The sequence below is a fragment of the Haemophilus haemolyticus genome (genome assembly GCF_003351405.1).
Taxonomy (GTDB): Bacteria; Pseudomonadota; Gammaproteobacteria; order Enterobacterales; family Pasteurellaceae; genus Haemophilus; species Haemophilus haemolyticus_N.
This window is the reverse complement of the sequence record NZ_CP031240.1, coordinates 1,739,349-1,764,068: the sequence shown is the minus strand read 5'-3', so window position 1 is coordinate 1,764,068 and position 24,720 is coordinate 1,739,349. Positions and strand designations below refer to the sequence as shown.

Sequence of the window (24,720 nt, the reverse complement as noted above, 5' to 3'; positions counted from 1 at the left end):
AGCTAATTCTGGACGACCAATTGTTGAAGTGACTACCGCAACGGTTTTACTATTTGGTTGGTTGGTTGGTTGGTTGGTTGGTTGGTTGGTTGGTTGGTTGGTTGGTTGGTTGGTTGGATAATTCATCAGTATAAATCCCTTTCATTTTTACAATAACCTTTGACTAACACAAAATACACTTAATTTTTTGCTCTTAAATGTATGCGAGTAAAAACATAAATATAAAGTCGGCGGATAATAGCACTTATGAGATTTTTTTCACTTTATTTTTGTAAACTCAATTTAAAATAAAAAAACCAAGTTCTTAGAAAGGTAGAACTTGGTTCTTAAATATATCTAACTTTGTTAGGTTAGATAGATTACAGGTTAGTTTTCGTTAGAGTTGAAATTTACCAATTAAGCATGGCAAGTTTGGCAAGCTGCTTGGAACATCCATACCAATTTTTCTTGTTCTTTAATGTAGTCACTCATTTGTGATGCGGTACCTTCGTCATCAGCATCGCCTGCAAGAGCAAGAATTTCACGTTGTTGGTCGAGTAATGTTTTTAAGCCTTGTAATGTGCCTGATAAACATTCTTGTGCGCCGCTTACTGCAATATCTTCTTTAATACGAGATACTTTTAAGTATTGGCTATATGCGTTATCTGGTGTGTAACCTAAAGTTAAAATACGTTCAGCCACTTCATCAACTTTGGTGATTAAATCTGTGTAGATTTCTTCAAATTTTGCGTGTAATGCAAAGAAATTCACACCTTTAATGTTCCAGTGGTAACCACGTACATTAGTATAGAATACTTGGTAGGTTGCAAGTAATTCGTTAAGTTTATTGGCTAATTCTGCTGATTGAACTTTGTCTAATCCGATAGATGTTTTTGACATAATAATTTCCTTTTTCTAGTTAAATAATTGAGCTAATGCCCTGCCTTTGATGTGGGTATTATACGTTTCTAATATTTGCTGTGAAATTGTTCTATTCAATAAAATTGATAGTCTAAAACTATATGTTAATAATTTGTAATAAATCTAAACTATCAAAATAAGTGATCGGGATCACAGTTATAAGGAATACTTTAGTAAAAGGTCGCGGCTAACAGTAAATTTTGCTTTAATAAGTGCAGTTATAATTTTTAATATTTTAAGGATGTTTTATGCAAGAACTTATTAAGCACGCATTGCCACAAGATGATGCACTCAATCAAGCTATTGTTGATGAAATTCGTTTGCAAAATTGGGCTGGCTTTTTAAATCGTTCCCAAGTGGAGCAGCTTTGTCGTGATTTTGAACTTACTCCACTGAAATTAGCTATGCATTTGTTGCCGATTGCGGCGAGTTATAGTCATACTGCTATTTCTCATTTTAATGTGGGAGCCATTGCTATTGGTGAACAAGGTGATTTTTATTTTGGCGCGAATCAAGAATTTTCTAATTCAGCCATTCAGCAAACAATTCATGCAGAGCAAAGCGCAATTTCTCACGCATGGTTGCGTAATGAACGTCGTATTTCAGACATGGTGGTTAATTACACGCCGTGCGGGCATTGTCGTCAATTTATGAATGAATTGCATGGCGCTGAAAAAATTTCAATTCATTTGCCACATAGCCAAAATAATCCGTTGCATTCTTATTTACCTGATGCTTTTGGACCTAAGGATCTCGATATTGCGACGCATCTTTTAGCGGAAGAAAATTATGATTTAGTGGCTAATCACCAAGATGATTTGGTTAATCAAGCTATTTTGGCGGCAAATCAATCCCATTGTCCTTATTCAAATAGTCCGCATGGCATTGCGATTTTATTTAAAAATAGTGATGTGGTAACAGGGCGTTATGCAGAAAACGCAGCATTTAATCCGAGTTTGCCAGCGTTGCAAACCGCACTTAATTTTGCGTGTTTAAATGATAAAAAATTGGGTGATATTGAGCGAATTGTGATGGCTGAAAAAGCATTAAAACTAAGCCATAAAACGATGGTTGAAGCGCTACTCTCTACATTAACATCGGTGAAATTAGAGTATCATTCATTGTAAGTATGAAAGAGTCTTGATGAAAAATAAAAAAGGGAATAATTTCCCTTTTTTATTTGTTCGCTAAAATGACCGCCCTTTTCGGTGCTTGATAACTTTCAATGGTTTTACTGTGGTCATTTGGATCTAAAAAATCAATCAGGCTTTCATTTTCCAACCAATCTGTTCTACGTTGTTCTTCTAATGTAGTTGTCGCTACATCTACACAACGTACATTGGTAAAGCCAACTTTTTCTAGCCAGTTAATTAGTGCGGTGACAGAGGGGATAAAATAAACGTTTTTCATTTTAGCATAGCGATCTGCTGGTACGAGTACAGTATTTATATCGCCATCCACCACTAACGTTTCTAATACCAATTCACCACCTTTTACCAATTGATTTTTCAACTGGCTTAAGTGATCTAATGGGGATTTACGGTGATAGAGTACGCCCATTGAAAATACAGTATTAAATGCCGCTAATGGTTGCATTTGCTCAATGCCAAGCGGAATAAGATTTGCTCGACGATCATTATTAAGTAGTTTGCGTACAGCTTCAAATTGACAAAGAAAAAGCTCGGTAGGATCAATACCGACCACCATTTTTGCGCCTTCGCCTACCATTCTCCACATATGATAACCGCTGCCACAACCTACATCTAAAATAGTGCGACCTTGCAGCGGAGCTAAATGAGGAAGAACACGCTCCCATTTAAAATCTGAACGCCACTCACAATCTACATGAATGCCGAAAAGATGATAAGGCCCCTTTCGCCATGGCATTAATTGTTTTAAATGATGGATAATTCGTTGTTTTTCACCTTCTGAAAGGGGAGAAGTGCGGTCAGATTTCACCGCACTTTTGAGATCGATTTCATCAGCATGTAAATCAGGTAGGAAATCAACAATTTTGCTCCATTTCGCATAATCGCCATGAGTTTGAGTTTCCCATTCTTTCAATTGGAGCGGTAAGGTCTCTAACCAGTCCGATAAATTTGTGGTGGCAATTTGTTGATAAAAAGGGCGAAAGTCGATCATTTTGCTTCCTTATAGGCCTTTTCTGCTTTGTCAAAGGTATCTAGAACATTTTGTTCAGGTTTGCTGGAAAGCAATGAGACAACAGTAATTGCAAGGCTACCGAAAGCAAACCCTGGAATCATTTCATATACTTTAAACCAATCGGTATCCGCTGGAACAATTTCTTTCCAAGCAAATACTGTCACTGCGCCTACAAGCATACCTGCCATCGCGCCCGATGATGTCATTCGTTTCCAGAAAAGAGAGAAAAGCACCACAGGGCCAAATGCACTACCAAAACCAGCCCAAGCAAATTCGACAAGTTTTAATACTTTGCTGTTTTCATCTTGTGCGATCCAGATAGCAAGTGCGGCAATAACTAACACCATAATTCTTCCAAGCCATACGAGCTCTTTTTCAGATGCGTTAGGGCGAATAAAACCTTTATAGAAATCTTCTGTGATTGAGCTAGATGAAATTAACAATTGCGCGCTTAATGTACTCATTACTGCAGCTAAAATAGCAGAAAGTAATATGCCCGCGATCCAAGGATTAAACAAAAGTTTAGCAAGTTCAATAAACACTTGCTCTGGTTCGTTATTGACTATGCCTGCAATATTTGGATTGGCAAAGAAATAAGGAATCGCGAAGAAACCAATACCAATTGCACCACCCAAGCAAAGCGCCATCCATGTCATACTAATGCGACGAGCTTTGATCAATGATTTAACAGAATAAGCCGCCATAAAACGCGCTAAAATATGTGGCTGTCCAAAATATCCCAATCCCCAAGCGGCAAGGCTTAATAGACCAAGTGGCGTAGTGGCAGTAAATAAATCTGTAAAATCTTTATTGGCAGCCGCTTCAGCTTGCGCTAATACCGAGGAAAATTGAGCGGTATCGCCAATGCTTAATAACACAAAAATAGGCGTTAAAAGCAGCGCAAAAATCATAAGGGTTGCTTGAATGGTATCTGTCCAACTTACTGCTAAAAAACCACCAATAAAAGTGTAGAGAATAGTGGCTAATGCTCCATACCAAAGTGCGGTGGAATATTCGACCGAAAATAAATTTTGGAATAATTTTGCACCTGCAACTACACCCGAAGCACAATAAATAGTAAAAAACACTAAAATAATGGTGGCAGAAACAAGTTTTAATAATTTGTGTGATGAACCAAAACGATTGTGAAAATATTCTGGGAGGGTGAGGGCATTATTATTTAATTCTGTATAAACACGCAAACGACCAGCCACTAAAAGCCAGTTAAAATAAGCCCCGATAGTTAAACCAATAGCAATCCAGCCTTCAACTAAACCTGATAAATATACCGCACCAGGCAAGCCCATTAAAAGCCAACCAGACATATCTGAAGCACCAGCAGACATCGCAGTGACAAAGCTGCCTAAACGACGTCCACCGAGAATGTAATCTGATAAATTATTTGTGTAGTAATAGGCGAGTACGCCAATCAGTAACATCCCGAAAATATAAATAGTAAAAGTAACAAGAGTTGGGTCGAATCCAAACATTTAATAAGTCCAAAATGGGTTAAAAATTTTAGAAAGGGTGCATTTTACCTTATTTCGGGCTATTATTCTATTTAGACTGAATATTTGATGAAATTTAAGAAATTAGGAATATAAAATGGATGCTGTAGAGTTATTGATGAACGTAACTCCTAACGAAACACGCATTGCGCTAGTAGAAACAGGAATGTTGCGCGAAGTGCATATTGAACGCCAAGCCAAACGAGGAATTGTCGGAAATATTTATAAAGGACGCGTCACTCGAGTTTTGCCCGGAATGCAATCAGCTTTTGTTGATATTGGTTTGGAAAAAGCGGCTTTTTTACATGCTGCTGATATTGTATCTCACACGGAATGTGTAGATGAAAATGAACAAAAGCAATTTAAAGTTAAGAGCATTTCAGAATTAGTACGAGAAGGGCAGGATATTGTTGTACAAGTTGTGAAAGAGCCCCTTGGTACAAAAGGCGCACGTTTAACAACAGACATCACATTGCCATCGCGTCATCTTGTTTTTATGCCAGAAAATAGCCACGTAGGCGTTTCACAACGCATTGAAAGCGAAGAAGAACGTGCCCGTTTAAAAGCATTAGTTGAGCCATTTTGTGATGAACTCGGTGGTTTTATTATTCGTACCGCCACAGAAGGGGCAAGCGAAGAAGAATTACGTCAAGACGCTGAATTTTTAAAACGCTTATGGCGTAAAGTCTTAGAGCGTAAATCTAAGTATCCAACCAAATCAAAAATTTACGGTGAGCCAGCGCTTCCGCAACGTATTTTGCGTGATTTTATCGGCACAAACTTAGAAAAAATTCGTATTGACTCTAAACTTTGCTTTGGTGAAGTGAAAGAATTTACCGATGAATTTATGCCTGAACTAAGCGATAAACTTGTTCTTTATTCTGGCAATCAACCTATCTTTGATGTGTATGGAGTTGAAAATGCGATCCAAACAGCGCTAGATAAACGCGTTAATCTCAAATCGGGCGGCTATTTAATTATTGAGCAAACGGAAGCGATGACTACTATTGATATTAATACCGGTGCATTTGTGGGGCATCGTAATCTAGAAGAAACCATCTTCAATACTAATATTGAAGCGACAAAAGCCATTGCGCAGCAATTACAACTACGTAATCTTGGTGGCATAATCATTATTGATTTTATTGATATGCAAACAGATGAACACCGCAATCGAGTGTTGGAATCTTTATGTGATGCGCTTTCTAAAGATCGAGTGAAAACTAATGTGAATGGCTTTACGCAATTAGGCCTTGTAGAAATGACTCGTAAGAGAACTCGTGAAAGCCTTGAGCATGTGCTATGTGATGAATGCCCAACTTGCCATGGACGTGGTCGGGTGAAAACGGTCGAGACAGTTTGCTACGAAATTATGCGTGAAATTATTCGGGTTTATCACTTATTCAGTAGTGAACAATTTGTTGTTTATGCCTCGCCAGCGGTTTCCGAATATCTTATTAACGAAGAATCTCACGGTTTGCTGCCAGAAGTAGAAATGTTTATTGGCAAACGAGTAAAAGTAAAAACAGAACAGTTTTATAACCAAGAACAGTTTGATGTGGTGGTGATGTAAATTTTACTTCAACAAAGTGCGGTGAAAAATTTTTGAGATTTTTTACCGCACTTTTAAAAGTATCTTTTTACATTTTTTCTTTTGTCATTTTCATTTTTTTATTTGATTTCATCTTTTTATCAGATTTCATGCCCATTTCATCAGACTTCATCATATTGTCAGATTTCATCATGTGGTCAGAGTGCATTTTCATATCATCTGATTTCATCATTTTTTTCATTGGGGTATTCATCATCGGTTCTGATTTCATTGGCATAGCATCAGATTTCATTTCTTCTGCATAAACGGTTGTCGCACCAAATAACATAGCCATACCTAAGATTACGCTTTTCAATGTAATATTTTTCATTTTAAATTTCCTTGTTTGAGTGGTAAAAATAGTAGTGAAAGAAATTCTTTCTTTCATGCTATTAGACGAAACACTTTTTCATTTCTTACAAAAATTTTAAAGGAATTAAAATGAATGCCATTTCTGATACGGAACTCCAACAAATTCGCACGCAGATGTTGAAATTTGCAACGTTACAGTTGCACCATGCTGACCTCGCTGAGGATTTAGTACAAGAAGCATTTTTAAGTGCATTTAACAATCTCGCGAATTTTAAACATCAAGCCGCTTTTAAAACTTGGGTTTTTGCCATTCTAAAAAATAAAATTATTGATTATCTTCGCCAGAAAGGACGCTTTGTATTAGAAAGTGAAATTGAAGATGAAGAGTCAACTAATACGTTTTTTGATGATACTGGGCATTGGAAAATAGAATATTATCCGAGCGAATTACAGGGCGAAGAGGAAACTGTGTATTCTGATGAGTTTTGGTTGATTTTCGAAACTTGCCTTACTTGTTTACCCGCTAAACATGCCAAAATTTTTATGATGAGAGAGTTTTTAGAATTGTCATCGGATGAAATTTGTCAGGAAACTCAGCTTACCACCTCCAACTTGCATACCACACTTTATCGGGCCCGTTTGCAGTTGCAAAATTGTCTATCAAAAAAACTTTAGGAGAAAATTATGCGTTGTATTCAAGCCACTCGAATAATTTCTGATTCTCATGAGCGACCATTAGAACTGCAAGAAAAAATGGGGTTAAAAATGCATTTGTTAACTTGTCCTCATTGCCGTCGTTTTCAACGAAATTGCAAAACTTTAAGTGAAATGATGAAGCGGTTTAAAAATAGAAAAAAATCAACCATTGTCAGCAAATGATTGATTTTCTTTCTAGTATTAATCGTTGTGGAATATGGTGCTTATATATTTTGCTCTTCCATAATATCTTGGAATTTACGAATATAGTGTGCTATTTCTTCTGCGTACTCTTTTACCATTCTTGCTCGGCGTTGTGGGTGTTTGAAATAGTCAAAATCTTGGCTATCTAATTTCCGAAAGTTTAAATGATATTTATCGGGATTTTTCCAGCCAAACCACCAAGGGCTTGCATTTAATGATGACGAAACTAATTTGGTTAGTTCAATAATTTTATTATCAAGTTCAGTGTTTTCTCTTGTCTCTTTTGGGCGACGGAATCCATAATAAAGCGACTGGTCTAATTCCAGTTTAAAGGTTATATTTTCTCCATCTTGGGTTGTGTGAACTGGAATTTCAATACCATACCAGCGATGACGTTTTCTTGAAGGAGCATAATATTGTGTAATATCTTGGCTAAAATCTTTTTTCTCAAACTCAATGCCTTGTACTAAAAGCTGATCTTGCATTTCATTCCAAAAATAATTTTGCATTTCATATTCATCTAGTTTTTCCCCTTCAATAAACAAATCACACTCATCAAGTAAAGTTTTAACACTTTCTTTGGCAATCGGGTTACTTGATGTTTTATACAAATCATTTTTTAAAATAGCCACAATACTGAATAATTCCTCGGCGAATGACGCATAATAACTGGCGACCATTTTTTGTTTTTCTTCTCCTGCCGACATAAACTCATTCATTTTCTTGATTAAATTTGTGACACGCTCAAATATGGCTTGTGTGGTTTCTTCCGTACTGTGCATTTGAATATAAGAAAGCTGGAACAGCAAATCTTTTAATTCATCAATAGTATCGACGGGATCTTTGTTCAGCGCAATTTGCACTTTGCCGTCTTCCACAATATCTTTTAATTTTTCTAAGAATTGGTGATAAACCTCTTGTTTCTTTTCAAACACAGTTAGGTTTTTATCGCGTTCTTCTTCTGTTGCGGTTTGTCCTTGTAGTAAGAAAACCGTCACAATTGCCGTTAGAATAGCCCCGATTGCGCCGTTGTTAATTTCCTCAATAATCTTGGGTAACGCATCTTCATAGACTTTATCCAATACGAATAAACTTAATGAAATGCTGAGTAAAATGCCAAGCCAGGCATAGATTTTTTTAGACATAATGTTTCCTTAGGTTGTTAAACATGATTTTTTAATAAGGTTAATTGCCCAGTTTTTGACTTCTGGGAAATATTGGGTATCGAGGACGAATTCTTGTCCGCGCGCAACGGTTTTCAAAATAACCTTTTGATTATCCGAATCGTCCTCCCAACGGGTTAAATTTCTATGATAACTCATTGCGTGATTAGGGTTATTTCTTGCATCAAAACATTTTGGTAACGACCAAATTGAGCGTGAATGTCCTTCCTTAGTGAGAATTAAATTCGATGAAAAACGATTGAACATGCCTCCACCAAATGAATTTGGTACAAAATCCGACCGCTCTTTTGCAATGAAAATCAAATTATTTTCATCTTTATCAGCAGGATAGTAATGCGGATGGATTGAAAGAAACGGGTAAGGTTCTAAATCTTTCATATCCTTAACATTAATAATCTCGTCAATTTCTAACCATCCGAATAAAGCATGAAAATGCGGTCCATAATATTCCCATTTTTCGGTTTGCGGATTTTGTCGAATATGTCTAAACCAACCTAGAAAAAGAAATAAATCACCTTTGCTAACATTTTGATTTAACAAGTGTCCGGCAGCGGCTTTGACTTGTCCAAGTGCCGGTCGCCAGCCAGTTGTACGTTTTTCTTTTTTTCGATTTAAGTCAGGATCTAAATGAAGAGGTTTATTCAGATAATTCACGGGTAATAAATCTTGAATAATTTTTCTGAGATCAATCTCCGCAGTTTCAAGATCATCCCAAGATAAATTTCCTTCGGATGATGGAATGGGAAAAGAAATGATTTTTCCGTTAGGCAAAATAGGGCTGGGAAAGCGACCGCTATCTTTTCCACTATCAAACCCTTTTCTTGATAAAATAATTTTCATGCAAAATAGTTTCCGTATTTTCCTGACGATTGGATTCCCCGTTGTTTTAATTCTTCATTAAAAAAGAGGATAAATTCATCAATAAGTTGTTGTTCGGTAATTCTTCGATGTCCGCGACCGGCTATAAGATATGAGTTTGGTAATTGAATATAATGCGTTGGATGATTTGAACCGAAATACCAATATTTACGCCCGATCAACACTCGCTTGCCTGAATAGAGATCGCGATGTCTGCAGGATTCGTCGTGTCCTGATTTGCTTTCTAGCAATGCATATTCGCCGTTTTCTTGGTGAATCCAAATGCAATCACCGTTGTGGTTTTTATCGGTCGGAATACGATGGTTTAAATCCGTCAAATTTTTACAACGTTGGTAGTAGTCCTGCCATTCCACAATTTCATCAATCACCATACAGTACACAATATGATTTCCCATTCGTTTAGGGCTTAACCCTAAAACAATATCACCGATTTTTGCACAACGGCGAATGATCGGCTTGCAAATAGCGAGCGTGCAGATATTAAAATCAGGATTTGGTGCATTGCCGTGATCGTAAGAAACGATATAGCTGTACAATGAAGGATTTTCGGTTTGTTTGATTAATCGTTCCATAGGTTTTCTTGTGAAAAGTGAGGTTGAAATTAACCGCAATTATATTTCTTTTTATCAAGCGTTTTTTACTTCAAATAATTTGAATTCTGCATATCTTTTCAAAACATCTTTTTCAACTTTAGAAACAGCTTCATTCTCATTACTTGCTGAAACATAGCTGTTTCCACTAGTCCAAAGACGATCTGTTGTTTTTCTCTTGAATTGGTATCTCACATTGTATCTACTCATTTTTTTATTTTCTCCTAGGTCATTTAACGTAATTTTAGTCTGATGTTATGTAACCAAAACTAATGCTAATAGCTGCATAAGTTTAAATCAAGCTCCAATCCTAAAATCTTTTCTCTTTACAGCATTTACCAATGAATGAAAAATAACAATTTGCACAAAACTTAAAACGAATTCTTGCAGAAAAAGGAATTTTACCTAAGGTCTAGGTACTTGAGCGAGAATTTAATTTACATCCCTATGGCACCAATTGGCTTGCAAGCAGTAATTTGTCGGTTGTGCAGTGAAGTATTGTCTTCTTTGGTTCGGGTTACGTGCATTAGTAGACTGGCTGGAGGTCAAATTCTTCCATTTCTTACAAAAAATTTTAAAGGAATTAAAATGAATGCTATTTCTGATACGGAACTCCAACAAATTCGTACGCAGATGCTGAAATTTGCAATGTTACAGTTGCACCATGCCGATCTTGCTGAGGATTTAGTACAAGAAGCATTTTTAAGTGCATTTAACAATCTCGCGAATTTTAAACATCAAGCGGCTTTTAAAACTTGGGTTTTTGCTATTCTAAAAAATAAAATTATTGATTACCTTCGTCAGAAAGGACGCTTTGTATTAGAAAGTGAAATTGAAGATGAAGAATCAACTAATACATTTTTTGATGATACAGGGCATTGGAAAATAGAATATTATCCGAGCGAATTACAGGGTGAAGAGGAAACGGTGTATTCTGATGAGTTTTGGTTGATTTTTGAGACCTGCCTTACTTGTTTACCCGCTAAACATGCCAAAATTTTCATGATGAGAGAGTTTTTAGAATTGTCATCGGATGAAATTTGTCAAGAAACTCAGCTTACCACATCCAACTTGCATACCACACTTTATCGGGCCCGTTTGCAGTTGCAAAATTGTCTATCAAAAAAACTTTAGGAGAAAATTATGCGTTGTATTCAAGCCACTTGAATAATTTCTGATTCTCATGAGCGACCATTAGAACTGCAAGAAAAAATGGGTTTAAAAATGCATTTGTTAACTTGTCCTCATTGCCGTCGTTTTCAACGAAATTGCAAAACCTTAAGTATGATGATGAAGAAATTTAAAGATTCACATTAAGAATAGCGAAAGTATAAAAAACACCGCTATTTTTGACTGCACTTTATAGCGGTATTGCTAATTTATCCGTATGGCATTGGATAATCTCAAAGGTTTTATTTCTTCATTTTCGCCAATAAACTTACCGCTCCCACAATTACAACTGCGCCGAACCAAAAATAGAGGTTAGGCGTATGATGCCAAAAGAGCCAGTCGAAAACGCTAGAGAAAATTACGCCAGTGAAAGCAAAAGGGGTAATAACGTTGGCTGGCGCATATCTGAAAGCTCGAGTGAGCAATAATTGGAAAATCAATCCAAATCCGCCCACTAATAGCAATAAACCAAGCTCGTATATATTAGGGATTTTCCATTGATGAATAAAGAAGATTGGTAGCATGAGTGTCCCAATCAGATGAAAATAAAATACGATATTTTTTGGTGTATTGTATTTGTTTAATTCTTGTAAGCCAATAAATGCCATTCCTGCCAATACAGCACCAGATAATCCAATCAGCACATAAATAGGATCAACATTGCCATTGTGATTGGTAAGTAAAATAATGGAAACGCCAAGAAAGCCGATTAAGCTACACAAAAGCACATTAAGTGGTGTTTTTTGATGGAAAAAGAGCAATAAAATCGGGATAAATAGGGCGGAGGTATTCATCAATAAGACAGCAATAGAAAGCGGTAAGAACTTCACAACATAAAAGTTAATCAACATGCTCGATACACCTGCGGCATTCCGCAGGATTAAAAATTTCCACTGACGGGTATCTACTTTAAAATCGCGATCTTTAATCACAAAAGGCAGTAAGAAAAGTAAGCCGATTAAAAACCGAGAAAATAAGGTTTCACTTGCAGGGATTGTTTGGGAAGCGGTTTTGACAAATACATTCATCAAGGTAATGGAAAAGTACGCTGACACCATAAAACTAATCGCTTTGTGATAAAGCGAAGGAGTGGAATGTGATTGCATATATATCCTTTTTACCTTAGAAAAGAGGGAGAAATAGTGTTTTTTAGCTCTTTATTATTGGTTATAACAATGGATTTTAGTCAATTTCTTTAAAAATTTTATAAAAATTTGTAAGAAATCGGATTGTCCGCCGTCTAACCTTATGTAACGTTAATTTTTACATCATAAGGAAAAACAATGAAACTATCAAAAACATTTCTATTTATTACCGCACTTTGCTGTGCAACACCAACTTTAGCAATACAAAATTCAACATCATCATCTGGAGAACAAAAAATGGCAATGGAAAATACGCAAAATATTCGTGAAATTTATCTTGCTGGTGGCTGTTTCTGGGGTATGGAAGCATATATGGAGCGCATTCACGGTGTGAAAGATGCGATTTCTGGCTATGCCAATGGTAATACAGAGAAAACCAGTTATCAGATGATTGGGGTAACCGATCATGCAGAAACGGTAAAAGTCACTTACGATGCAAATCAAATTTCGCTCGATAAATTATTGCAATATTATTTTAAAGTGATTGATCCAACGAGTGTAAATAAACAAGGCAACGATCGTGGCAGACAATATCGCACAGGGATTTATTATCAAGATGGGGCAGATAAAGTAGTGATCGAACAAGCACTCGCCCAGCTTCAAACCAAATATAAAAAACCAGTGCAAATTGAGGTGCAACCGCTTAAAAATTACATCGTAGCGGAAGAATATCATCAAGATTATTTGAAGAAAAATCCAAATGGTTATTGTCATATTGATATTACCAAAGCTGATGAACCCGTGATTGACGAGAAAGATTATCCAAAACCGAGTGATGCAGAACTCAAAGTGAAATTGACACCGTTGCAATATTCCGTTACTCAAAATAAACATACTGAACGCTCTTTTAGTAACGAATATTGGGATAATTTCCAACCAGGTATTTATGTAGATATTACAACAGGCGAGCCTGTTTTCTCTTCAAATGATAAATTTGAATCAGGTTGTGGTTGGCCAAGTTTTACGAAACCGATCATTAAAGATGTAGTGCATTATCAAACGGATAATAGTTTTAATATGCAACGTACCGAGGTGTTAAGTCGTGCGGGCAATGCCCATCTAGGACACGTTTTTGACGACGGTCCGAAAGATAAAGGCGGTTTGCGTTATTGCATTAACAGTGCATCGATTAAATTTATTCCGTTAGCCGAAATGGAAAAGGCAGGATACGGATATTTGATTCAATCGATTAAAAAATAAGGAGATGTAGGATGTTAGATCAACAACTCCTTATTGGAACTGTATTTTTAGCGGGGCTTGCTTCTTTTCTTTCGCCTTGTATTTTCCCGATTATTCCAATTTATTTTGGTATTTTGAGTAAAGGCGGTAAAAAAGTCCTAAATACTTTTTTATTTATTTTAGGGCTTTCCCTTACATTTGTCAGTTTAGGCTTTAGTTTTGGCTTTTTAGGGAATATTTTATTTAGTAACACCACCCGTATTATCGCTGGCGTTATCGTGATTATTTTGGGTATTCATCAACTTGGCATTTTCAAAATTGGTTTGTTGGAACGCACAAAATTGGTGGAAATCAAAACATCAGGAAAATCGACCGCACTTGAGGCATTTGTGCTTGGTTTAACATTTAGTCTTGGTTGGACACCTTGTATTGGCCCGATTCTGGCTTCCGTGTTAGCTTTATCAGGCGATGAAGGCTCTGCACTTTACGGTGCATCAATGATGTTTGTTTATGTACTTGGTTTAGCAACGCCTTTTGTTCTGTTTTCGTTCTTCTCTGACAGCTTGCTAAAACGTGCCAAAGGGTTAAATAAACACTTAGACAAATTTAAAATTGGTGGCGGAATTTTAATTATCGTGATGGGCATTTTATTGATTACGAATAATTTTTCTTAAGGCATAACCTCAACAAAAGAAATCTATAAAAGGAAAAAAGCAATGAAAAAACTATTATCAATATTTCTAATGGCATTCAGCCTAAACGCTTTCGCACAAACTAATTTGGCGGATGTGCAACTCAAAGATTTAAATAATCAGCCAGTTACTTTAAGCCAATATAAAGGCAAACCTGTCTATGTAAAAATGTGGGCATCTTGGTGTCCAATTTGCTTGGCTGGCTTAGCTGAAATTGATGATTTAAGTGCGGAAAAAGATCGTGGATTTGAAGTTATAACCATTGTTTCGCCAGGTCATAAAGGCGAAAAAGACACTGCTGATTTTATTGAGTGGTACAAAGGATTGGAATATAAAAATATCACAGTGCTTTTAGATGAAAAAGGCGAAATCATTGATAAAGCAAGAGTGCGTGGCTATCCGTTCAATCTCTTTTTAGATAGTGATTTAAACCTGAAAAAAACCGTACCAGGACATTTAGGTACAGAGCAAATTCGAGTGTTTGCTGAAAAATAACGATGACAAGCGGCTTATTTTTAAGCCGCTTTTTATATTCCATTTTTACAGAGTAAAGAGACAAAGTATCTAAGATTGGCGTTTGTACATTGAGCATTTGGTAGATTAATAAAAAATATATATTATAAGCAGTATGATTTTATTGCTTGTATAAGTAATTTTCATTTTTACTGTAATATTTATTCAAATTACCTTTGAAAATTAAATAAAGTGCAGTGATCTACAAAAAAGGAAAACAATGGAAGAAATTATTAACGGATTGCTTATCGTGCTTGTGCCGATGATATTGGGGTATTTAGTCAAAATACAGAATCAAAATGCATTGGCGTTCATTAATAAAATTGTGATGTTATTGCTTTACATCATTTTATTTATGATGGGCTTTATGCTTGGGCAACTTGAGCATTTAGAACAAAAATTACCAATTATTGGTATGACCGCTTTAGGGCTGTCCGCTATCATTCTGACTTGTAATATCCTAGGTTTGGCTATTTATGACCGCACTTTGCCTAAGCCTGTTAATTATTTACAGGGAGAATTGCCCTCTCGTTGGCGTTCATTAATAGACTCAATTAAATTATTAAGTGCGGTAATTATCGGCGTCATTTTAGGTTGGTTGTGCAATGATTGGTTGCATTTCCCACATGGTTCCAATCTTTATGTGCTTATTGCGTTGATCTTTTTTGTCGGGATTCAGCTTCGTAATAACGGCATTTCCTTGAAAGAAGTTTTATTAAATAAGCAAGGCTTAATGATGGGAGCAATTTTTACCCTAAGTTCTTTAATTGGTGGCGTTATTTCGTCATTTTTTCTAAGTATGCCGATTACTCAAGGTTTAGCCTTTTCATCGGGATTTGGTTGGTATTCTTTATCTAGTGTTGTGCTGACAAATGCTTGGGGACCGATGCAGGGCAGTATTGCGTTTTTCAATGATTTATCGCGTGAAATTTTGAGTTTATTTTTGATTCCATTGTTTATGCAGCATTATCGCTCTACAGCTATTGGGATTACAGGTGCAACAGCATTAGATTGTACATTGCCTATTATTCAGAAATCAGGCGGAATTGAAGTGACGCCTATCGCCATTTCTTTTGGTATGGTGACAAATTTATTACCGCCGTTGTTATTAGTCTTTTTCTCGAGTTTTCCAATTTAATAGCGCGTTAATTTTAAAAGAAAAAGGGAAATCAGATGATTTCCCTTATTTTTACTTTATCGTTACTTTTTCCAAATAACGTGAAATTCACGATCTTCTTCTCGGTGAGAAATTAAGAATTTAGCAAATACATCATCCATTTCATCTTGCTCATTGACTAAGCCCACCCACACTTCAGCGTATTCTTCTGGGTCAATTAGTACTCCAATTTCATCTTCCCAATCATCGGCAGTTTCAACAAATTCCACACCACCGCGTTCTTCAAATTGTAGGTTGAATAAAAGAATATCGGCAGGATCTAAGTTTTCTCCAGCCATTTCTAAGAAAATATCGTAAGCAATATCAATGGCTGCATCTGGATCAAGTTTTTTAATTTCTGTTGTCATAGCGTTTTTGTAGTAAAGGTTATGGTTAATAAAAGTGCGGTTAAATTTTTTCTCTTTTTAAACGTTTTATTCCACATTTGTTGGAAGTTTAATTTCTCGGATATTCATCGAAAAACCATCAATCATCAACAAGCGTCCACACAAATTTTTACCGATTTTTAACCGCACTTTAATTGCTTCTAAGGCTTGAATCGTGCCCACAATGCCGACGATTGGCGCAAGCACGCCAGCTTCCACACAGCTTAATACATTTTGTCCAAATAATTTACTGAGATCACGATAAGTAGGCGTATTTGGTTCATAAGTGAAAACGGAAATTTGACCTTCCATCCGAATCGCTGCGCCAGAAATGAGAGGGATTTTTGCATTACAACATTGACGATCCAACTGATTACGGATTTCTACATTGTCTGTACAATCTAAAACAATATCAAAGTGTGGAATGATTTCAGCTAGTTTTTCTTCATCTAACTTCGCATTAATTGTCTCGATGTTTATATGTGGATTGATTTGTTCCAGTGCAATTTTAGCTGACTCTACTTTGGGCATATTCAAGCGTGCATCGCAGTGCAAGACTTGTCGCTGAAGATTCGAAAGAGAAACTATATCGAAATCCAACAGCGTTAAATTTCCGACACCTGCCGCAGCGAGATATTGACTGGCTGAACAGCCTAAGCCGCCAAGCCCAACGATCAGCATTTTGCTTGCTTTAAGTTTTTCTTGCCCGTCAAAATCTACGCTTTTAAGAATAATTTGACGGTTATAACGCAATTCTTCTTCGTGACTAAGTTCGATCATTTTTTATCCTAATAAATGATTGAAAGGCTCAATTGTCACGGTTTCACCTGCAGTGACATTGCCACGTTCTTGTTCTAAAACGATAAAACAATTGCTTTTTACAAAAGCGCTAAAGAGATGAGAGCCTTGAAATCCCACTGATCGCACTTCAATTTGGCCTTGTTCATTGACGTGATAAAAACCCCGTTGGAAATCTAAACGTCCAGGTGCTTTTTTCAAATTCATTGCTGCAATAGCTGAAAAATGCGGTGGCTTTTTCCATTGTTTTTGGCCTTGCAGTTTAGCAATGAGTGGCTGAACAAGTTGATAAAAAGTCACTAATGCGGAAACAGGATTACCGGGTAAACCACAGAACCAGGCATTTTCTAATTTACCAAAAGCGAATGGTTTGCCGGGTTTGATTGCAATTTTCCAGAAATTTATTTGGCCTACTTTTTCCAATACCGCTTTAGTGAAATCCGCTTCACCAACGGAAACACCGCCACTGGTAATCACTAAATCGGCTTGGCTTTGTGCGGCAATAAATGCTTTTTCAAATTCCGCTTCATTATCAGGTAATAGTCCTAAATCAATGACTTCACAGTTTAATTTTTCTAGCAGTAGTTTTACGGTGAAACGGTTGGTGTCATAGATTTGTCCGCTTTGTAATGGTTTGCCGACTTCGACAAGTTCATCGCCAGTTGAGAGTACGCCGACTTTTAATTGGCGATAGCATTTTACTTCTGCAATGCCTAGAGAAGCTAATAATGGCAAGGAAACAGGGGTGAGCTGTGCGCCTTGTGCTAATACCACATCGCCTTTTTTTACATCTTCGCCAATACGACGGATGTTTTGATTTGGTTTAGGTAATTCACTAAAAGTGACGGTTCCGTCTTCATTTAGTGTCACTTGCTCTTGCATTATCACGGAATCTGCGCCTTCAGGAATCATCGCGCCAGTCATAATTCTGACCGCACTTTTTGATGGCCATTCCTCTTGGAATGGATTACCTGCAAAAGATTTCCCTGCGACCGAAAGCGTGAAAGATTGTTGTAAATCCGATAACCGTACAGCATAACCATCCATTGCTGAATTATCGAAAGAAGGAACATTAATAGGTGAAATAATATCTTCAGCACAAATTCGATTGGCAGCTTCTTGTAAATTTAGGTATTCAGTTTGAGTCGGGAAGGGAATCTGTTCGAGCATTTTCGAGCGAGCTTGATCCAATGTAAGCATAGAAAATCCTTATTTGATAAAATTTGTCAGCTATTCTATATCTAAAGCCTAATTCATTCAAATTTGCAATTTTTCTCATTTTACCATCCTATTATCCTTTGCTAGAATAGCCGATTATTTTTTTAGGAAAGACTATTATGAGCAAAATTTCACTGGATGCACTGAATATAAGAAATGCCTTGATTGAAAAAGGTATTGAAACACCTATGATTGATCCCACACAGGCTAAAGATGAACGTCGAGAAAGCATTGCAAAACATATGCATGAAGTGATGAAGCTGATTGGATTAGATTTGCGAGATGATAGTTTGGAAGAAACGCCAAATCGTTTAGCTAAAATGTTTATTGATGAAATTTTTAGTGGAATGGATTATGCGAATTTTCCTAAAATGACGAAAATCAAAAATCAGATGAAAGTCAGCGAAATGGTGCAAGTGAACGACATTACGCTAACAAGCACTTGTGAACATCATTTTGTTATGATTGATGGTAAAGTTTGTGTGGCGTACTATCCAAAAGACTGGGTGATTGGCCTTTCTAAAATTAATCGAATCGTTTCATTTTTTGCTCAACGTCCACAGGTTCAAGAGCGCTTAACAGAGCAACTTTTGATAGCATTTCAGACAATTCTTGAGACAGATGATGTCGCGGTATATGTGAAAGCGACCCATTTCTGTGTAAAAGCACGTGGTATTAGAGATACAAATAGTTATACTGTCACATCTGCTTACGGTGGTGTATTCTTAGAAGATAGAGATACTCGCAAAGAATTTTTAGCTACAGTTCAGAAGTAAAAAATACTTAATAAAATAGCCGCACTTTAATATTGGTGCGGCTATTTTTATATTTATATCGAATAGAAAAGTGCGGTGAAATTTATCCGCACTTTTGGATTGTTGATTATTTAGCTGCTTTTAATTCTTGATAATATTGTTCATAGAATTGAATTGCATCGCCAACGTCATCTTGCCAGTGGCTATTTTTTAATACATCAGCTGGTGGATAAATCGCTGGATCTTCAGTGATTTCTTTTGGTAATGCTTTTTTCGCTTCTAAGTTAGCTGTTGGATAGCCAATTGCTAAGGTTAATTTTTCTGCAGCTTTAGCACCTAACATATAGTTAATAAGTTTATGTGCGCCATCTGGGTTCTTAGCAGTTTTAGGAATTGCTAAAGTATCAACCCAAAGTACAGGACCTTCTTTCGGGAATACCATGTCTAAAGGTGCTTTTTCTTTTTTAGCAATACGTACAGAACCATTCCATAATTGACCTACTTCAACTTCACCTGAGATGAAAGAGTTCGCAGGATTATCGGAATTGAAAGAAAGTACGTTTGGACGTAGTTTCAATAATTCTTCATAGGCTTGTTTGATAATGGCTGGATCTTGAGTATTTGGATCTTGACCAATTTTCAATAAAGCGATGTTGAATACTTCGCGCGCATCGTCTAATAACTGAACTTTGTTTGCAAATTCTGGTTTCCACAAGTCAGCCCAAGAAGTGAATTGAGCGCCTTTATAAGTGTTGGTGTTGAATGCAATACCTGGTGCACCTAGTAGTTGCGGAAGAGAGTATTTGTTACCTTTATCATAAGGTTTATTGAGCCAATCAGGGTCTAATTCTTTAATAACAGGTAATTTGCTGTGATCGAGTTCCATTAACATGCCTTCTCTAGCCATCTTAGAAACAAAGTAATTAGACGGTGCAATTACATCATAGCCACCAGCTGCGCCTTGAGTTTTGAGTTTTGCATACATTGTTTCGTTTGATTCTAGGCTTGAAACGATAACTTTGATGCCAGTTTCTTTAGTAAACTCATCTAAAAGACCATCTGGTACATATTCAGTCCATGTGTAGAGGTACACGGTGTCATTGGCAGTAGCCGGAGATTTTGCAGCTTCAGCTTTGCTGTCTTTATCATTACAAGCAGTTAAAGTTGCAGCTACTAAGCCTGCAGTAATTAAACCTGCGAATTTTTTCATTTTTGTTTGTTCTCCGTAAAGAGTCGTAAAAAACCACCTGCCCCGAACGACAGGCATAAAAAAACGCCTTGATTGTGCGTCAAGGCGTATTCTATTTTAAATTCAAAGGTTTGTGAAACCTTTTGTTTACTAATGGTTATTTTTTCGTGTAATTAGCTGGCTTAAAACGACAAGAGCCAGTGAAAGCACAATCATAATCGTTGCTAGAGCATTAACTTCAGGTGTTACACCGGTTTTCACTAGAGAGAATATTCTCAATGGTAAGATTTCATAACTTACACCACTGACAAATGATGAAACCACAACATCATCTAATGAAATAGTGAAACTTAATAACCAACCAGATACAACTGCAGGTAATGCTAAAGGAAGGATAATTTTACGTAAAATAGTCACTTCGCTTGCGCCTAAGTCTTTCGCTGCTTCTAACATTCTAGAATCAAAGCCATTTAATCGAGAGAAGATAGTTACGGTCACATAAGGTAAACAGAAGGTCACATGAGCCAGTAATAAAGACCAGAAACCTAATGAAATACCCACAACCATAAATAATGCAAGTAAAGATACTGCCATTACAATATCTGGAGACATCATGACGATAAATAACATACCGCTTACCGCTTGTTTACCGCGGAATCGATAGCGATAAAGTGCGATTGCAGTTAATCCACCTACAATAGTAGCTAGGGTAGCCGCAAAAAATGCAATAGTTACCGAATGAATTGCTGCTTGTATTAAGGTGTCGTTATTAAATAAACGCTCGTACCAGTTCCAGCTAAAGCCTTTCCAACTTAAACCATAACGATCTTCGTTAAAGGAATTGGTGACCAAAATAATGATTGGGATATACAAATAAGCGTATACCACAAACATAAATGCATTACGTAGTAAACGACTCATTATTCTAACTCCACTTTCTTATTCAATAGTTTGTTCGCGCGGTAGTACACGAAAATCAACAATGCCATTAGAACAGTTAAACCAATACTGATTGCAGAACCAAATGGCCAGTTACGAGAAATTAAGAATTCGCTCTTAATTACGTTACCAACTAGCAATACTTTTGCTCCGCCCAGTAAGTCTGCAACGTAGAACATACCCATTGCCGGTAATAATACTAATAAACACCCCGCGATAATGCCTGGCATGGTTAATGGTAAAATGACACGGAAGAAACGTTGGAATGCATTTGCGCCTAAATCTCTTGCAGCCTCTAATAAGCGACCGTCTAATTTCTCAATCGCAGAGTAGAGTGGCAAAATCATAAATGGCAATAGTAAATAAACTAAGCCAATGATTACCGCAATTTCTGTATTCAAAATGCGAATGGGTTCACTCAAAATTCCCATATCCATCAACATAGTGTTAAGTACACCTTTCACACCGAGAAACACTTTCATTCCATAAATACGGATCAACGAGTTTGTCCAGAATGGTAAAACCACAAGGAACAATAAGAGCGGTCGATATTTAGGATTAATTTTGCTCATCATGAAAGCAAATGGATAGCCAACTAATAAGCAAATAATGGTAGCTATGCCAGACATATACAATGAATTCCACACAACTTGTGCATAAAGCGGATTAAACAAGTTTGTGTAGTTTTCAATGGTGATTGGGAAAGCGTAAAAGTCGCTACCGTCTCTAGTCAGAAAACTTACGGCGAATACCAATAAGTTTGGAATCAACACAAAGAAGATGAGCCAACTGAAGATAATCGCAACAGTAATTTTCTGGAATTTATTATTGATTATCTTCATCGTTGAGAACAACCTCCCAGCCTTCATGCCATGTGATGCCTACGCGTTGACCTACGCTATGATCCATATGTGGATCGTCTTCGTTAAAGAATTCACTTACAAGTACACGCATGCCATTATGATCAAATTCTACCGTTGATTCTAATGTCATTCCTTTGTAAGTGCGGTCAACAATGTGGCCAATAATTGCTTTAGAATGTTCATTTTCATCTAATTCTTCAATCACAATATCTTCAGGGCGAAGGAGTACTTGAAGTTTTTGATCTTTCTCAACAGGCATGTCTGTGTAAATATCACAAACTCGACCTTCAACATTCGCGAGTACAACTTGTTCTGACTTACGTTCAATCACCGTTGCTTCAAATACGTTAATTTCGCCAATGAAACGAGCAACGAATAAGTTAGCTGGGTCTTCATAGATTTCACGTGGAGAACCATCTTGTGCGATTTTACCTTTACGCAACAACACAATACGATCAGACATTGTAATCGCTTCTTCTTGATCGTGGGTAACGAAAATAAAGGTAATACCAAGCTGACGTTGTAACATTTTGAGTTCATTTTGCATTTGTTTACGCAATTTGTAATCTAATGCAGATAAAGATTCATCAAGTAACAACACTTTTGGTTTATTTACTACAGCGCGAGCGATGGCAATACGTTGTTGTTGTCCACCAGAAAGTTGAGTTGGCTTACGATCTGCCATTTCTTCTAGCTGTACCATACGCAAGGCTTCTAAAACACGCGGTTTAATTTCATCGTTTGGTACTTTTTGCATACGCAAACCAAAAGCCACGTTCTCAAAAATTGTCATATGTGGAAATAGCGCATAGCTTTGGAATACCGTATTAATATGACGTTTTTCCGCAGGCACATTGGTGATATCTTCACCATCTAAAATAATGCTACCTGAATCCAATTCTTCTAAGCCTGCAAGTAAGCGTAAAACTGTGGTTTTACCACAGCCTGAAGGGCCAAGAATAGTGACAAATTCACCGTTATTAATTGTAAGATTGAAATCGTTAATAATGGTGTTAGAACCATAGGATTTTTTGATTGAACGAAGCTCAATAATAGGCTTGTTTTGAAGCTGATTTTCCACTAGCTTTGGTTTTCTCCCTAATTTCACCAATGATTTGGTACTGAGTAGAAATAAAACCTGCAAGACTGCAGGGGCGACATATAAAAATAGACGCCTATGATATAGTGAATTATTAATAATTAAAAGGACTTAATGCCTTAGAAAGTAAAAAAACTGTCGTTCATAAAAATAACAAGAAATTTAACCGCACTTTAGATGAATTTTACTTCGTTAATTTTATAAATATTGTTATATATCAAGATGTTTTCTATTTTTCTCGTTAAACTAAAAAGATATTTTTAAAAGGAGCGAGAATATGATTTCTCAAACAGATAAAACAGAACTTTTAGAACGATTTTTACATTATGTGTCTTTTGACACTCAATCAAAACCTAACGCTAAGCATTCCCCCAGCTCAGTCGGGCAAATGAAGTTAGCCATGCAGTTGCAAAAAGAGCTCATTCAACTTGGTTTAGAGAATGTTGAAGTAAGTAAATACGCGGTTGTGACAGCATTTTTACCCGCTAATGATCCTAACTTAACGAAAACCATTGGTTTAATTGCACATCTTGATACATCTCCACAATGTAGTGGTAAAAATGTGCGCCCTGAAGTGATAGAGCAATATCGTGGCGGAGATATTGCATTAGGTATTGGAGAGGAGTTTATTAGTCCTGTTTATTATTCTTTTATGCAAAAATTGGTCGGGCAGACTCTGATTGTTGCCGATGGAACCACTTTACTTGGGGCTGATAATAAAGCGGGAATTGCAGAAATTATGACCGCACTTTCCATTCTTCAAAAAGAGAATATTCCTCATTGTAATATTCGCGTTGCTTTTACGCCTGATGAAGAAATTGGTTTGGGAATCCATTATTTCCCAATGGAAAAGTTTTCCTGTGATTGGGCATATACCATTGATGGGGGAGAAGTCGGGGAATTAGAATACGAAAACTTTAATGCGGCAACGGCAAAAGTGCGGTTTTTCGGGCGGAGTATTCATCCTGGTTACGCAAAAGGAAAAATGGTGAATGCACTGACTTTAGCTTGTGAATTTCAGCAAGTTTTTCCTGTTGATGAAGTCCCAGAAAAAACGGATGGGAAAGCGGGCTTTTATCATTTAGAAGATTTTTCTGGTGATATTGGGCAAGTAGAGCTCACTTATTTGATTCGTGATTTTGATGAGCAGAATTTCGCACAAAGAAAAGCCTTCATTAAAAGTCAGGTGGAAAAATTTAATTCTAAGAAAGGTTTGAAAAAGCCTATTGAGTTAGACATTCAAGATAGCTACCAAAATATGTATGATGTGGTAAAAAATGTTCCTCAATCAATTGAACTTGCTGATCGTGCAATGAAAGCGGTAGGGGTTAAACCAAGTCATAAGCCGATTCGAGGCGGTACAGATGGCGCATTTTTAGCCTCTAAAGGTTTAGCATGCCCAAATATTTTTACGGGCGGCTATAATTTCCATAGTAAACATGAGTTGGTTTCTTTACAAGGCATGGAAAAGACTGTTCAAGTAATTATCGAAATGCTGAAATTTAAAGATCTGTAAAGAAACGTAAAGATTTGTAAAGAAATGTAAAGATTTCTCTTGCTATTCTTTAGATTAGTCAATATAATGGCCCTG

The 24,720-nt window shown here is 36.7% G+C and carries 28 protein-coding genes; 12 read left to right on the top strand and 16 right to left on the bottom strand.

Annotation, left to right across the window (positions count from 1 at the left end):
- Window positions 1-396: 396 nt before the first annotated feature.
- Window positions 397-879, bottom strand: a complete 483-nt coding sequence (locus DV427_RS08735) for a Dps family protein (protein ID WP_046949279.1) — start codon at window positions 877-879, stop codon at window positions 397-399.
- 269 nt (window positions 880-1,148) lie between these two features.
- Here DV427_RS08735 and cdd point away from each other — a divergent pair, with 269 nt between their 5' ends.
- A complete protein-coding gene (cdd, locus tag DV427_RS08730) occupies window positions 1,149-2,027 on the top strand; it encodes a cytidine deaminase (protein ID WP_114892056.1) in 879 nt (292 codons plus the stop codon).
- 49 nt (window positions 2,028-2,076) lie between these two features.
- Here the strand turns inward: cdd and cmoB are convergent, their stop codons facing one another.
- Window positions 2,077-3,042, bottom strand: a complete 966-nt coding sequence (gene cmoB / locus DV427_RS08725; RefSeq protein WP_114892055.1) for a tRNA 5-methoxyuridine(34)/uridine 5-oxyacetic acid(34) synthase CmoB — start codon at window positions 3,040-3,042, stop codon at window positions 2,077-2,079.
- Complete coding sequence (putP, locus tag DV427_RS08720) at window positions 3,039-4,553, bottom strand: sodium/proline symporter PutP (RefSeq protein WP_114892054.1); 1,515 nt, start codon at window positions 4,551-4,553, stop codon at window positions 3,039-3,041. The genes cmoB and putP overlap by 4 nt, the downstream gene beginning before the upstream one ends.
- 115 nt (window positions 4,554-4,668) lie before the next feature.
- Between putP and rng the strand changes: the two genes are divergently transcribed.
- Window positions 4,669-6,144, top strand: coding sequence for a ribonuclease G (gene rng, locus DV427_RS08715; RefSeq protein ID WP_114892053.1), 1,476 nt, complete (start codon window positions 4,669-4,671; stop codon window positions 6,142-6,144).
- 67 nt (window positions 6,145-6,211) lie between these two features.
- On the opposite strand, the gene DV427_RS08710 is transcribed toward rng, so the two are convergent.
- On the bottom strand, window positions 6,212-6,493 hold the full coding sequence (locus tag DV427_RS08710; protein ID WP_114892052.1) for a hypothetical protein: 282 nt from the start codon (window positions 6,491-6,493) through the stop codon (window positions 6,212-6,214).
- Between the two features lie 110 nt (window positions 6,494-6,603).
- On the opposite strand from DV427_RS08710, the gene DV427_RS08705 reads away from it, so the two are divergent.
- Window positions 6,604-7,149, top strand: a complete 546-nt coding sequence (locus tag DV427_RS08705) for a sigma-70 family RNA polymerase sigma factor (RefSeq protein ID WP_114892051.1) — start codon at window positions 6,604-6,606, stop codon at window positions 7,147-7,149.
- Between the two features lie 9 nt (window positions 7,150-7,158).
- Window positions 7,159-7,353 carry an anti-sigma factor family protein gene (locus DV427_RS08700; RefSeq protein WP_114892050.1) on the top strand — a complete coding sequence of 65 codons (195 nt, stop codon included), beginning with the start codon at window positions 7,159-7,161 and terminating at the stop codon, window positions 7,351-7,353.
- A gap of 41 nt (window positions 7,354-7,394) precedes the next feature.
- On the opposite strand, the gene DV427_RS08695 is transcribed toward DV427_RS08700, so the two are convergent.
- The 4 genes from DV427_RS08695 to DV427_RS09420 are packed head-to-tail and all read right to left on the bottom strand — an operon-like array spanning window position 7,395 to window position 10,237.
- A complete protein-coding gene (locus DV427_RS08695; protein ID WP_114892049.1) occupies window positions 7,395-8,519 on the bottom strand; it encodes a hypothetical protein in 1,125 nt (374 codons plus the stop codon).
- Window positions 8,520-8,528: 9 nt separating this feature from the next.
- Complete coding sequence (locus DV427_RS08690) at window positions 8,529-9,398, bottom strand: Nmad3 family putative nucleotide modification protein (RefSeq protein WP_114892048.1); 870 nt, start codon at window positions 9,396-9,398, stop codon at window positions 8,529-8,531.
- Entirely contained in the window at window positions 9,395-10,009 is a 615-nt protein-coding gene (locus DV427_RS08685) for an Nmad2 family putative nucleotide modification protein (RefSeq protein ID WP_114892047.1), read from the bottom strand. Before DV427_RS08685 ends, DV427_RS08690 begins: the two co-directional genes overlap by 4 nt.
- A gap of 54 nt (window positions 10,010-10,063) precedes the next feature.
- The gene (locus tag DV427_RS09420) at window positions 10,064-10,237 is read right to left on the bottom strand and encodes a hypothetical protein (protein ID WP_162790300.1); all 174 of its coding nucleotides are present in this window, start codon (window positions 10,235-10,237) and stop codon (window positions 10,064-10,066) included.
- A 378-nt stretch (window positions 10,238-10,615) separates the two neighbouring features.
- Between DV427_RS09420 and DV427_RS08680 the strand changes: the two genes are divergently transcribed.
- Together DV427_RS08680 and DV427_RS09575 are read left to right on the top strand one after the other, a co-directional pair.
- A complete protein-coding gene (locus DV427_RS08680; RefSeq protein WP_114892046.1) occupies window positions 10,616-11,161 on the top strand; it encodes a sigma-70 family RNA polymerase sigma factor in 546 nt (181 codons plus the stop codon).
- A gap of 33 nt (window positions 11,162-11,194) precedes the next feature.
- Window positions 11,195-11,344, top strand: a complete 150-nt coding sequence (locus DV427_RS09575; RefSeq protein ID WP_240317986.1) for an anti-sigma factor family protein — start codon at window positions 11,195-11,197, stop codon at window positions 11,342-11,344.
- Between the two features lie 95 nt (window positions 11,345-11,439).
- On the opposite strand, the gene DV427_RS08670 is transcribed toward DV427_RS09575, so the two are convergent.
- On the bottom strand, window positions 11,440-12,303 hold the full coding sequence (locus DV427_RS08670) for a DMT family transporter (RefSeq protein WP_114892045.1): 864 nt from the start codon (window positions 12,301-12,303) through the stop codon (window positions 11,440-11,442).
- A 177-nt stretch (window positions 12,304-12,480) separates the two neighbouring features.
- Here DV427_RS08670 and msrAB point away from each other — a divergent pair, with 177 nt between their 5' ends.
- The 4 genes from msrAB (at window position 12,481) to DV427_RS09415 (ending at window position 15,864) form a co-directional block, all read left to right on the top strand.
- Window positions 12,481-13,542: a bifunctional peptide-methionine (S)-S-oxide reductase MsrA/peptide-methionine (R)-S-oxide reductase MsrB gene (msrAB, locus tag DV427_RS08665; protein ID WP_114892044.1), complete on the top strand. Its 1,062-nt coding sequence runs from the start codon at window positions 12,481-12,483 to the stop codon at window positions 13,540-13,542.
- An 11-nt stretch (window positions 13,543-13,553) separates the two neighbouring features.
- Window positions 13,554-14,195, top strand: coding sequence for a cytochrome c biogenesis protein CcdA (locus DV427_RS08660; RefSeq protein ID WP_005628783.1), 642 nt, complete (start codon window positions 13,554-13,556; stop codon window positions 14,193-14,195).
- 42 nt (window positions 14,196-14,237) lie between these two features.
- Entirely contained in the window at window positions 14,238-14,708 is a 471-nt protein-coding gene (locus DV427_RS08655; RefSeq protein ID WP_114892043.1) for a redoxin domain-containing protein, read from the top strand.
- A 238-nt stretch (window positions 14,709-14,946) separates the two neighbouring features.
- Window positions 14,947-15,864: a LysO family transporter gene (locus DV427_RS09415; protein ID WP_162790299.1), complete on the top strand. Its 918-nt coding sequence runs from the start codon at window positions 14,947-14,949 to the stop codon at window positions 15,862-15,864.
- Between the two features lie 62 nt (window positions 15,865-15,926).
- Here the strand turns inward: DV427_RS09415 and DV427_RS08645 are convergent, their stop codons facing one another.
- The 3 genes from DV427_RS08645 to moeA all read right to left on the bottom strand — a co-directional run bounded on the left by DV427_RS08645 (window position 15,927) and on the right by moeA (window position 18,266).
- A complete protein-coding gene (locus tag DV427_RS08645; RefSeq protein ID WP_114892042.1) occupies window positions 15,927-16,250 on the bottom strand; it encodes an HI1450 family dsDNA-mimic protein in 324 nt (107 codons plus the stop codon).
- 66 nt (window positions 16,251-16,316) lie between these two features.
- Window positions 16,317-17,048 (bottom strand): molybdopterin-synthase adenylyltransferase MoeB, encoded by a 732-nt coding sequence (gene moeB, locus DV427_RS08640; protein WP_114892041.1) that lies wholly within the window; start codon window positions 17,046-17,048, stop codon window positions 16,317-16,319.
- 3 nt (window positions 17,049-17,051) lie between these two features.
- A complete protein-coding gene (gene moeA / locus DV427_RS08635; protein ID WP_114892040.1) occupies window positions 17,052-18,266 on the bottom strand; it encodes a molybdopterin molybdotransferase MoeA in 1,215 nt (404 codons plus the stop codon).
- A gap of 137 nt (window positions 18,267-18,403) precedes the next feature.
- Between moeA and folE the strand changes: the two genes are divergently transcribed.
- Window positions 18,404-19,060 (top strand): GTP cyclohydrolase I FolE, encoded by a 657-nt coding sequence (gene folE / locus DV427_RS08630; protein ID WP_114892039.1) that lies wholly within the window; start codon window positions 18,404-18,406, stop codon window positions 19,058-19,060.
- Window positions 19,061-19,166: 106 nt separating this feature from the next.
- Here the strand turns inward: folE and DV427_RS08625 are convergent, their stop codons facing one another.
- The 4 genes from DV427_RS08625 to potA all read right to left on the bottom strand — a co-directional run bounded on the left by DV427_RS08625 (window position 19,167) and on the right by potA (window position 23,111).
- On the bottom strand, window positions 19,167-20,249 hold the full coding sequence (locus DV427_RS08625; protein ID WP_005631805.1) for an extracellular solute-binding protein: 1,083 nt from the start codon (window positions 20,247-20,249) through the stop codon (window positions 19,167-19,169).
- 129 nt (window positions 20,250-20,378) lie between these two features.
- Entirely contained in the window at window positions 20,379-21,149 is a 771-nt protein-coding gene (gene potC, locus DV427_RS08620; protein WP_005628794.1) for a spermidine/putrescine ABC transporter permease PotC, read from the bottom strand.
- Window positions 21,149-22,009: a spermidine/putrescine ABC transporter permease PotB gene (gene potB, locus DV427_RS08615; RefSeq protein ID WP_005638601.1), complete on the bottom strand. Its 861-nt coding sequence runs from the start codon at window positions 22,007-22,009 to the stop codon at window positions 21,149-21,151. Before potB ends, potC begins: the two co-directional genes overlap by 1 nt.
- Entirely contained in the window at window positions 21,993-23,111 is a 1,119-nt protein-coding gene (gene potA / locus DV427_RS08610; protein WP_005645368.1) for a spermidine/putrescine ABC transporter ATP-binding protein PotA, read from the bottom strand. The genes potB and potA overlap by 17 nt, the downstream gene beginning before the upstream one ends.
- A gap of 295 nt (window positions 23,112-23,406) precedes the next feature.
- On the opposite strand from potA, the gene pepT reads away from it, so the two are divergent.
- Complete coding sequence (pepT, locus tag DV427_RS08605) at window positions 23,407-24,645, top strand: peptidase T (RefSeq protein ID WP_114892037.1); 1,239 nt, start codon at window positions 23,407-23,409, stop codon at window positions 24,643-24,645.
- Window positions 24,646-24,720: the final 75 nt, after the last annotated feature.

Excerpts from the sequence above, each read along its gene's own strand:
- rng (WP_114892053.1), top strand. The coding sequence starts at position 4,669 with ATGGATGCTGTAGAGTTATTGATGAACGTAACTCCTAACGAAACACGC.
- DV427_RS09420 (WP_162790300.1), bottom strand. The coding sequence starts at position 10,237 with ATGAGTAGATACAATGTGAGATACCAATTCAAGAGAAAAACAACAGAT.
- DV427_RS08660 (WP_005628783.1), top strand. The coding sequence starts at position 13,554 with ATGTTAGATCAACAACTCCTTATTGGAACTGTATTTTTAGCGGGGCTT.
- cdd (WP_114892056.1), top strand. The coding sequence starts at position 1,149 with ATGCAAGAACTTATTAAGCACGCATTGCCACAAGATGATGCACTCAAT.
- folE (WP_114892039.1), top strand. The coding sequence starts at position 18,404 with ATGAGCAAAATTTCACTGGATGCACTGAATATAAGAAATGCCTTGATT.
- DV427_RS08705 (WP_114892051.1), top strand. The coding sequence starts at position 6,604 with ATGAATGCCATTTCTGATACGGAACTCCAACAAATTCGCACGCAGATG.
- DV427_RS08690 (WP_114892048.1), bottom strand. The coding sequence starts at position 9,398 with ATGAAAATTATTTTATCAAGAAAAGGGTTTGATAGTGGAAAAGATAGC.
- DV427_RS08735 (WP_046949279.1), bottom strand. The coding sequence starts at position 879 with ATGTCAAAAACATCTATCGGATTAGACAAAGTTCAATCAGCAGAATTA.
- putP (WP_114892054.1), bottom strand. The coding sequence starts at position 4,553 with ATGTTTGGATTCGACCCAACTCTTGTTACTTTTACTATTTATATTTTC.
- DV427_RS08645 (WP_114892042.1), bottom strand. The coding sequence starts at position 16,250 with ATGACAACAGAAATTAAAAAACTTGATCCAGATGCAGCCATTGATATT.
- DV427_RS08680 (WP_114892046.1), top strand. The coding sequence starts at position 10,616 with ATGAATGCTATTTCTGATACGGAACTCCAACAAATTCGTACGCAGATG.
- DV427_RS08685 (WP_114892047.1), bottom strand. The coding sequence starts at position 10,009 with ATGGAACGATTAATCAAACAAACCGAAAATCCTTCATTGTACAGCTAT.
- potB (WP_005638601.1), bottom strand. The coding sequence starts at position 22,009 with ATGAAGATAATCAATAATAAATTCCAGAAAATTACTGTTGCGATTATC.
- DV427_RS09415 (WP_162790299.1), top strand. The coding sequence starts at position 14,947 with ATGGAAGAAATTATTAACGGATTGCTTATCGTGCTTGTGCCGATGATA.
- DV427_RS08695 (WP_114892049.1), bottom strand. The coding sequence starts at position 8,519 with ATGTCTAAAAAAATCTATGCCTGGCTTGGCATTTTACTCAGCATTTCA.
- potC (WP_005628794.1), bottom strand. The coding sequence starts at position 21,149 with ATGAGTCGTTTACTACGTAATGCATTTATGTTTGTGGTATACGCTTAT.
- cmoB (WP_114892055.1), bottom strand. The coding sequence starts at position 3,042 with ATGATCGACTTTCGCCCTTTTTATCAACAAATTGCCACCACAAATTTA.
- moeA (WP_114892040.1), bottom strand. The coding sequence starts at position 18,266 with ATGCTTACATTGGATCAAGCTCGCTCGAAAATGCTCGAACAGATTCCC.
- DV427_RS08655 (WP_114892043.1), top strand. The coding sequence starts at position 14,238 with ATGAAAAAACTATTATCAATATTTCTAATGGCATTCAGCCTAAACGCT.
- DV427_RS08700 (WP_114892050.1), top strand. The coding sequence starts at position 7,159 with ATGCGTTGTATTCAAGCCACTCGAATAATTTCTGATTCTCATGAGCGA.
- DV427_RS08670 (WP_114892045.1), bottom strand. The coding sequence starts at position 12,303 with ATGCAATCACATTCCACTCCTTCGCTTTATCACAAAGCGATTAGTTTT.
- DV427_RS08710 (WP_114892052.1), bottom strand. The coding sequence starts at position 6,493 with ATGAAAAATATTACATTGAAAAGCGTAATCTTAGGTATGGCTATGTTA.
- DV427_RS08625 (WP_005631805.1), bottom strand. The coding sequence starts at position 20,249 with ATGAAAAAATTCGCAGGTTTAATTACTGCAGGCTTAGTAGCTGCAACT.
- moeB (WP_114892041.1), bottom strand. The coding sequence starts at position 17,048 with ATGATCGAACTTAGTCACGAAGAAGAATTGCGTTATAACCGTCAAATT.
- pepT (WP_114892037.1), top strand. The coding sequence starts at position 23,407 with ATGATTTCTCAAACAGATAAAACAGAACTTTTAGAACGATTTTTACAT.
- msrAB (WP_114892044.1), top strand. The coding sequence starts at position 12,481 with ATGAAACTATCAAAAACATTTCTATTTATTACCGCACTTTGCTGTGCA.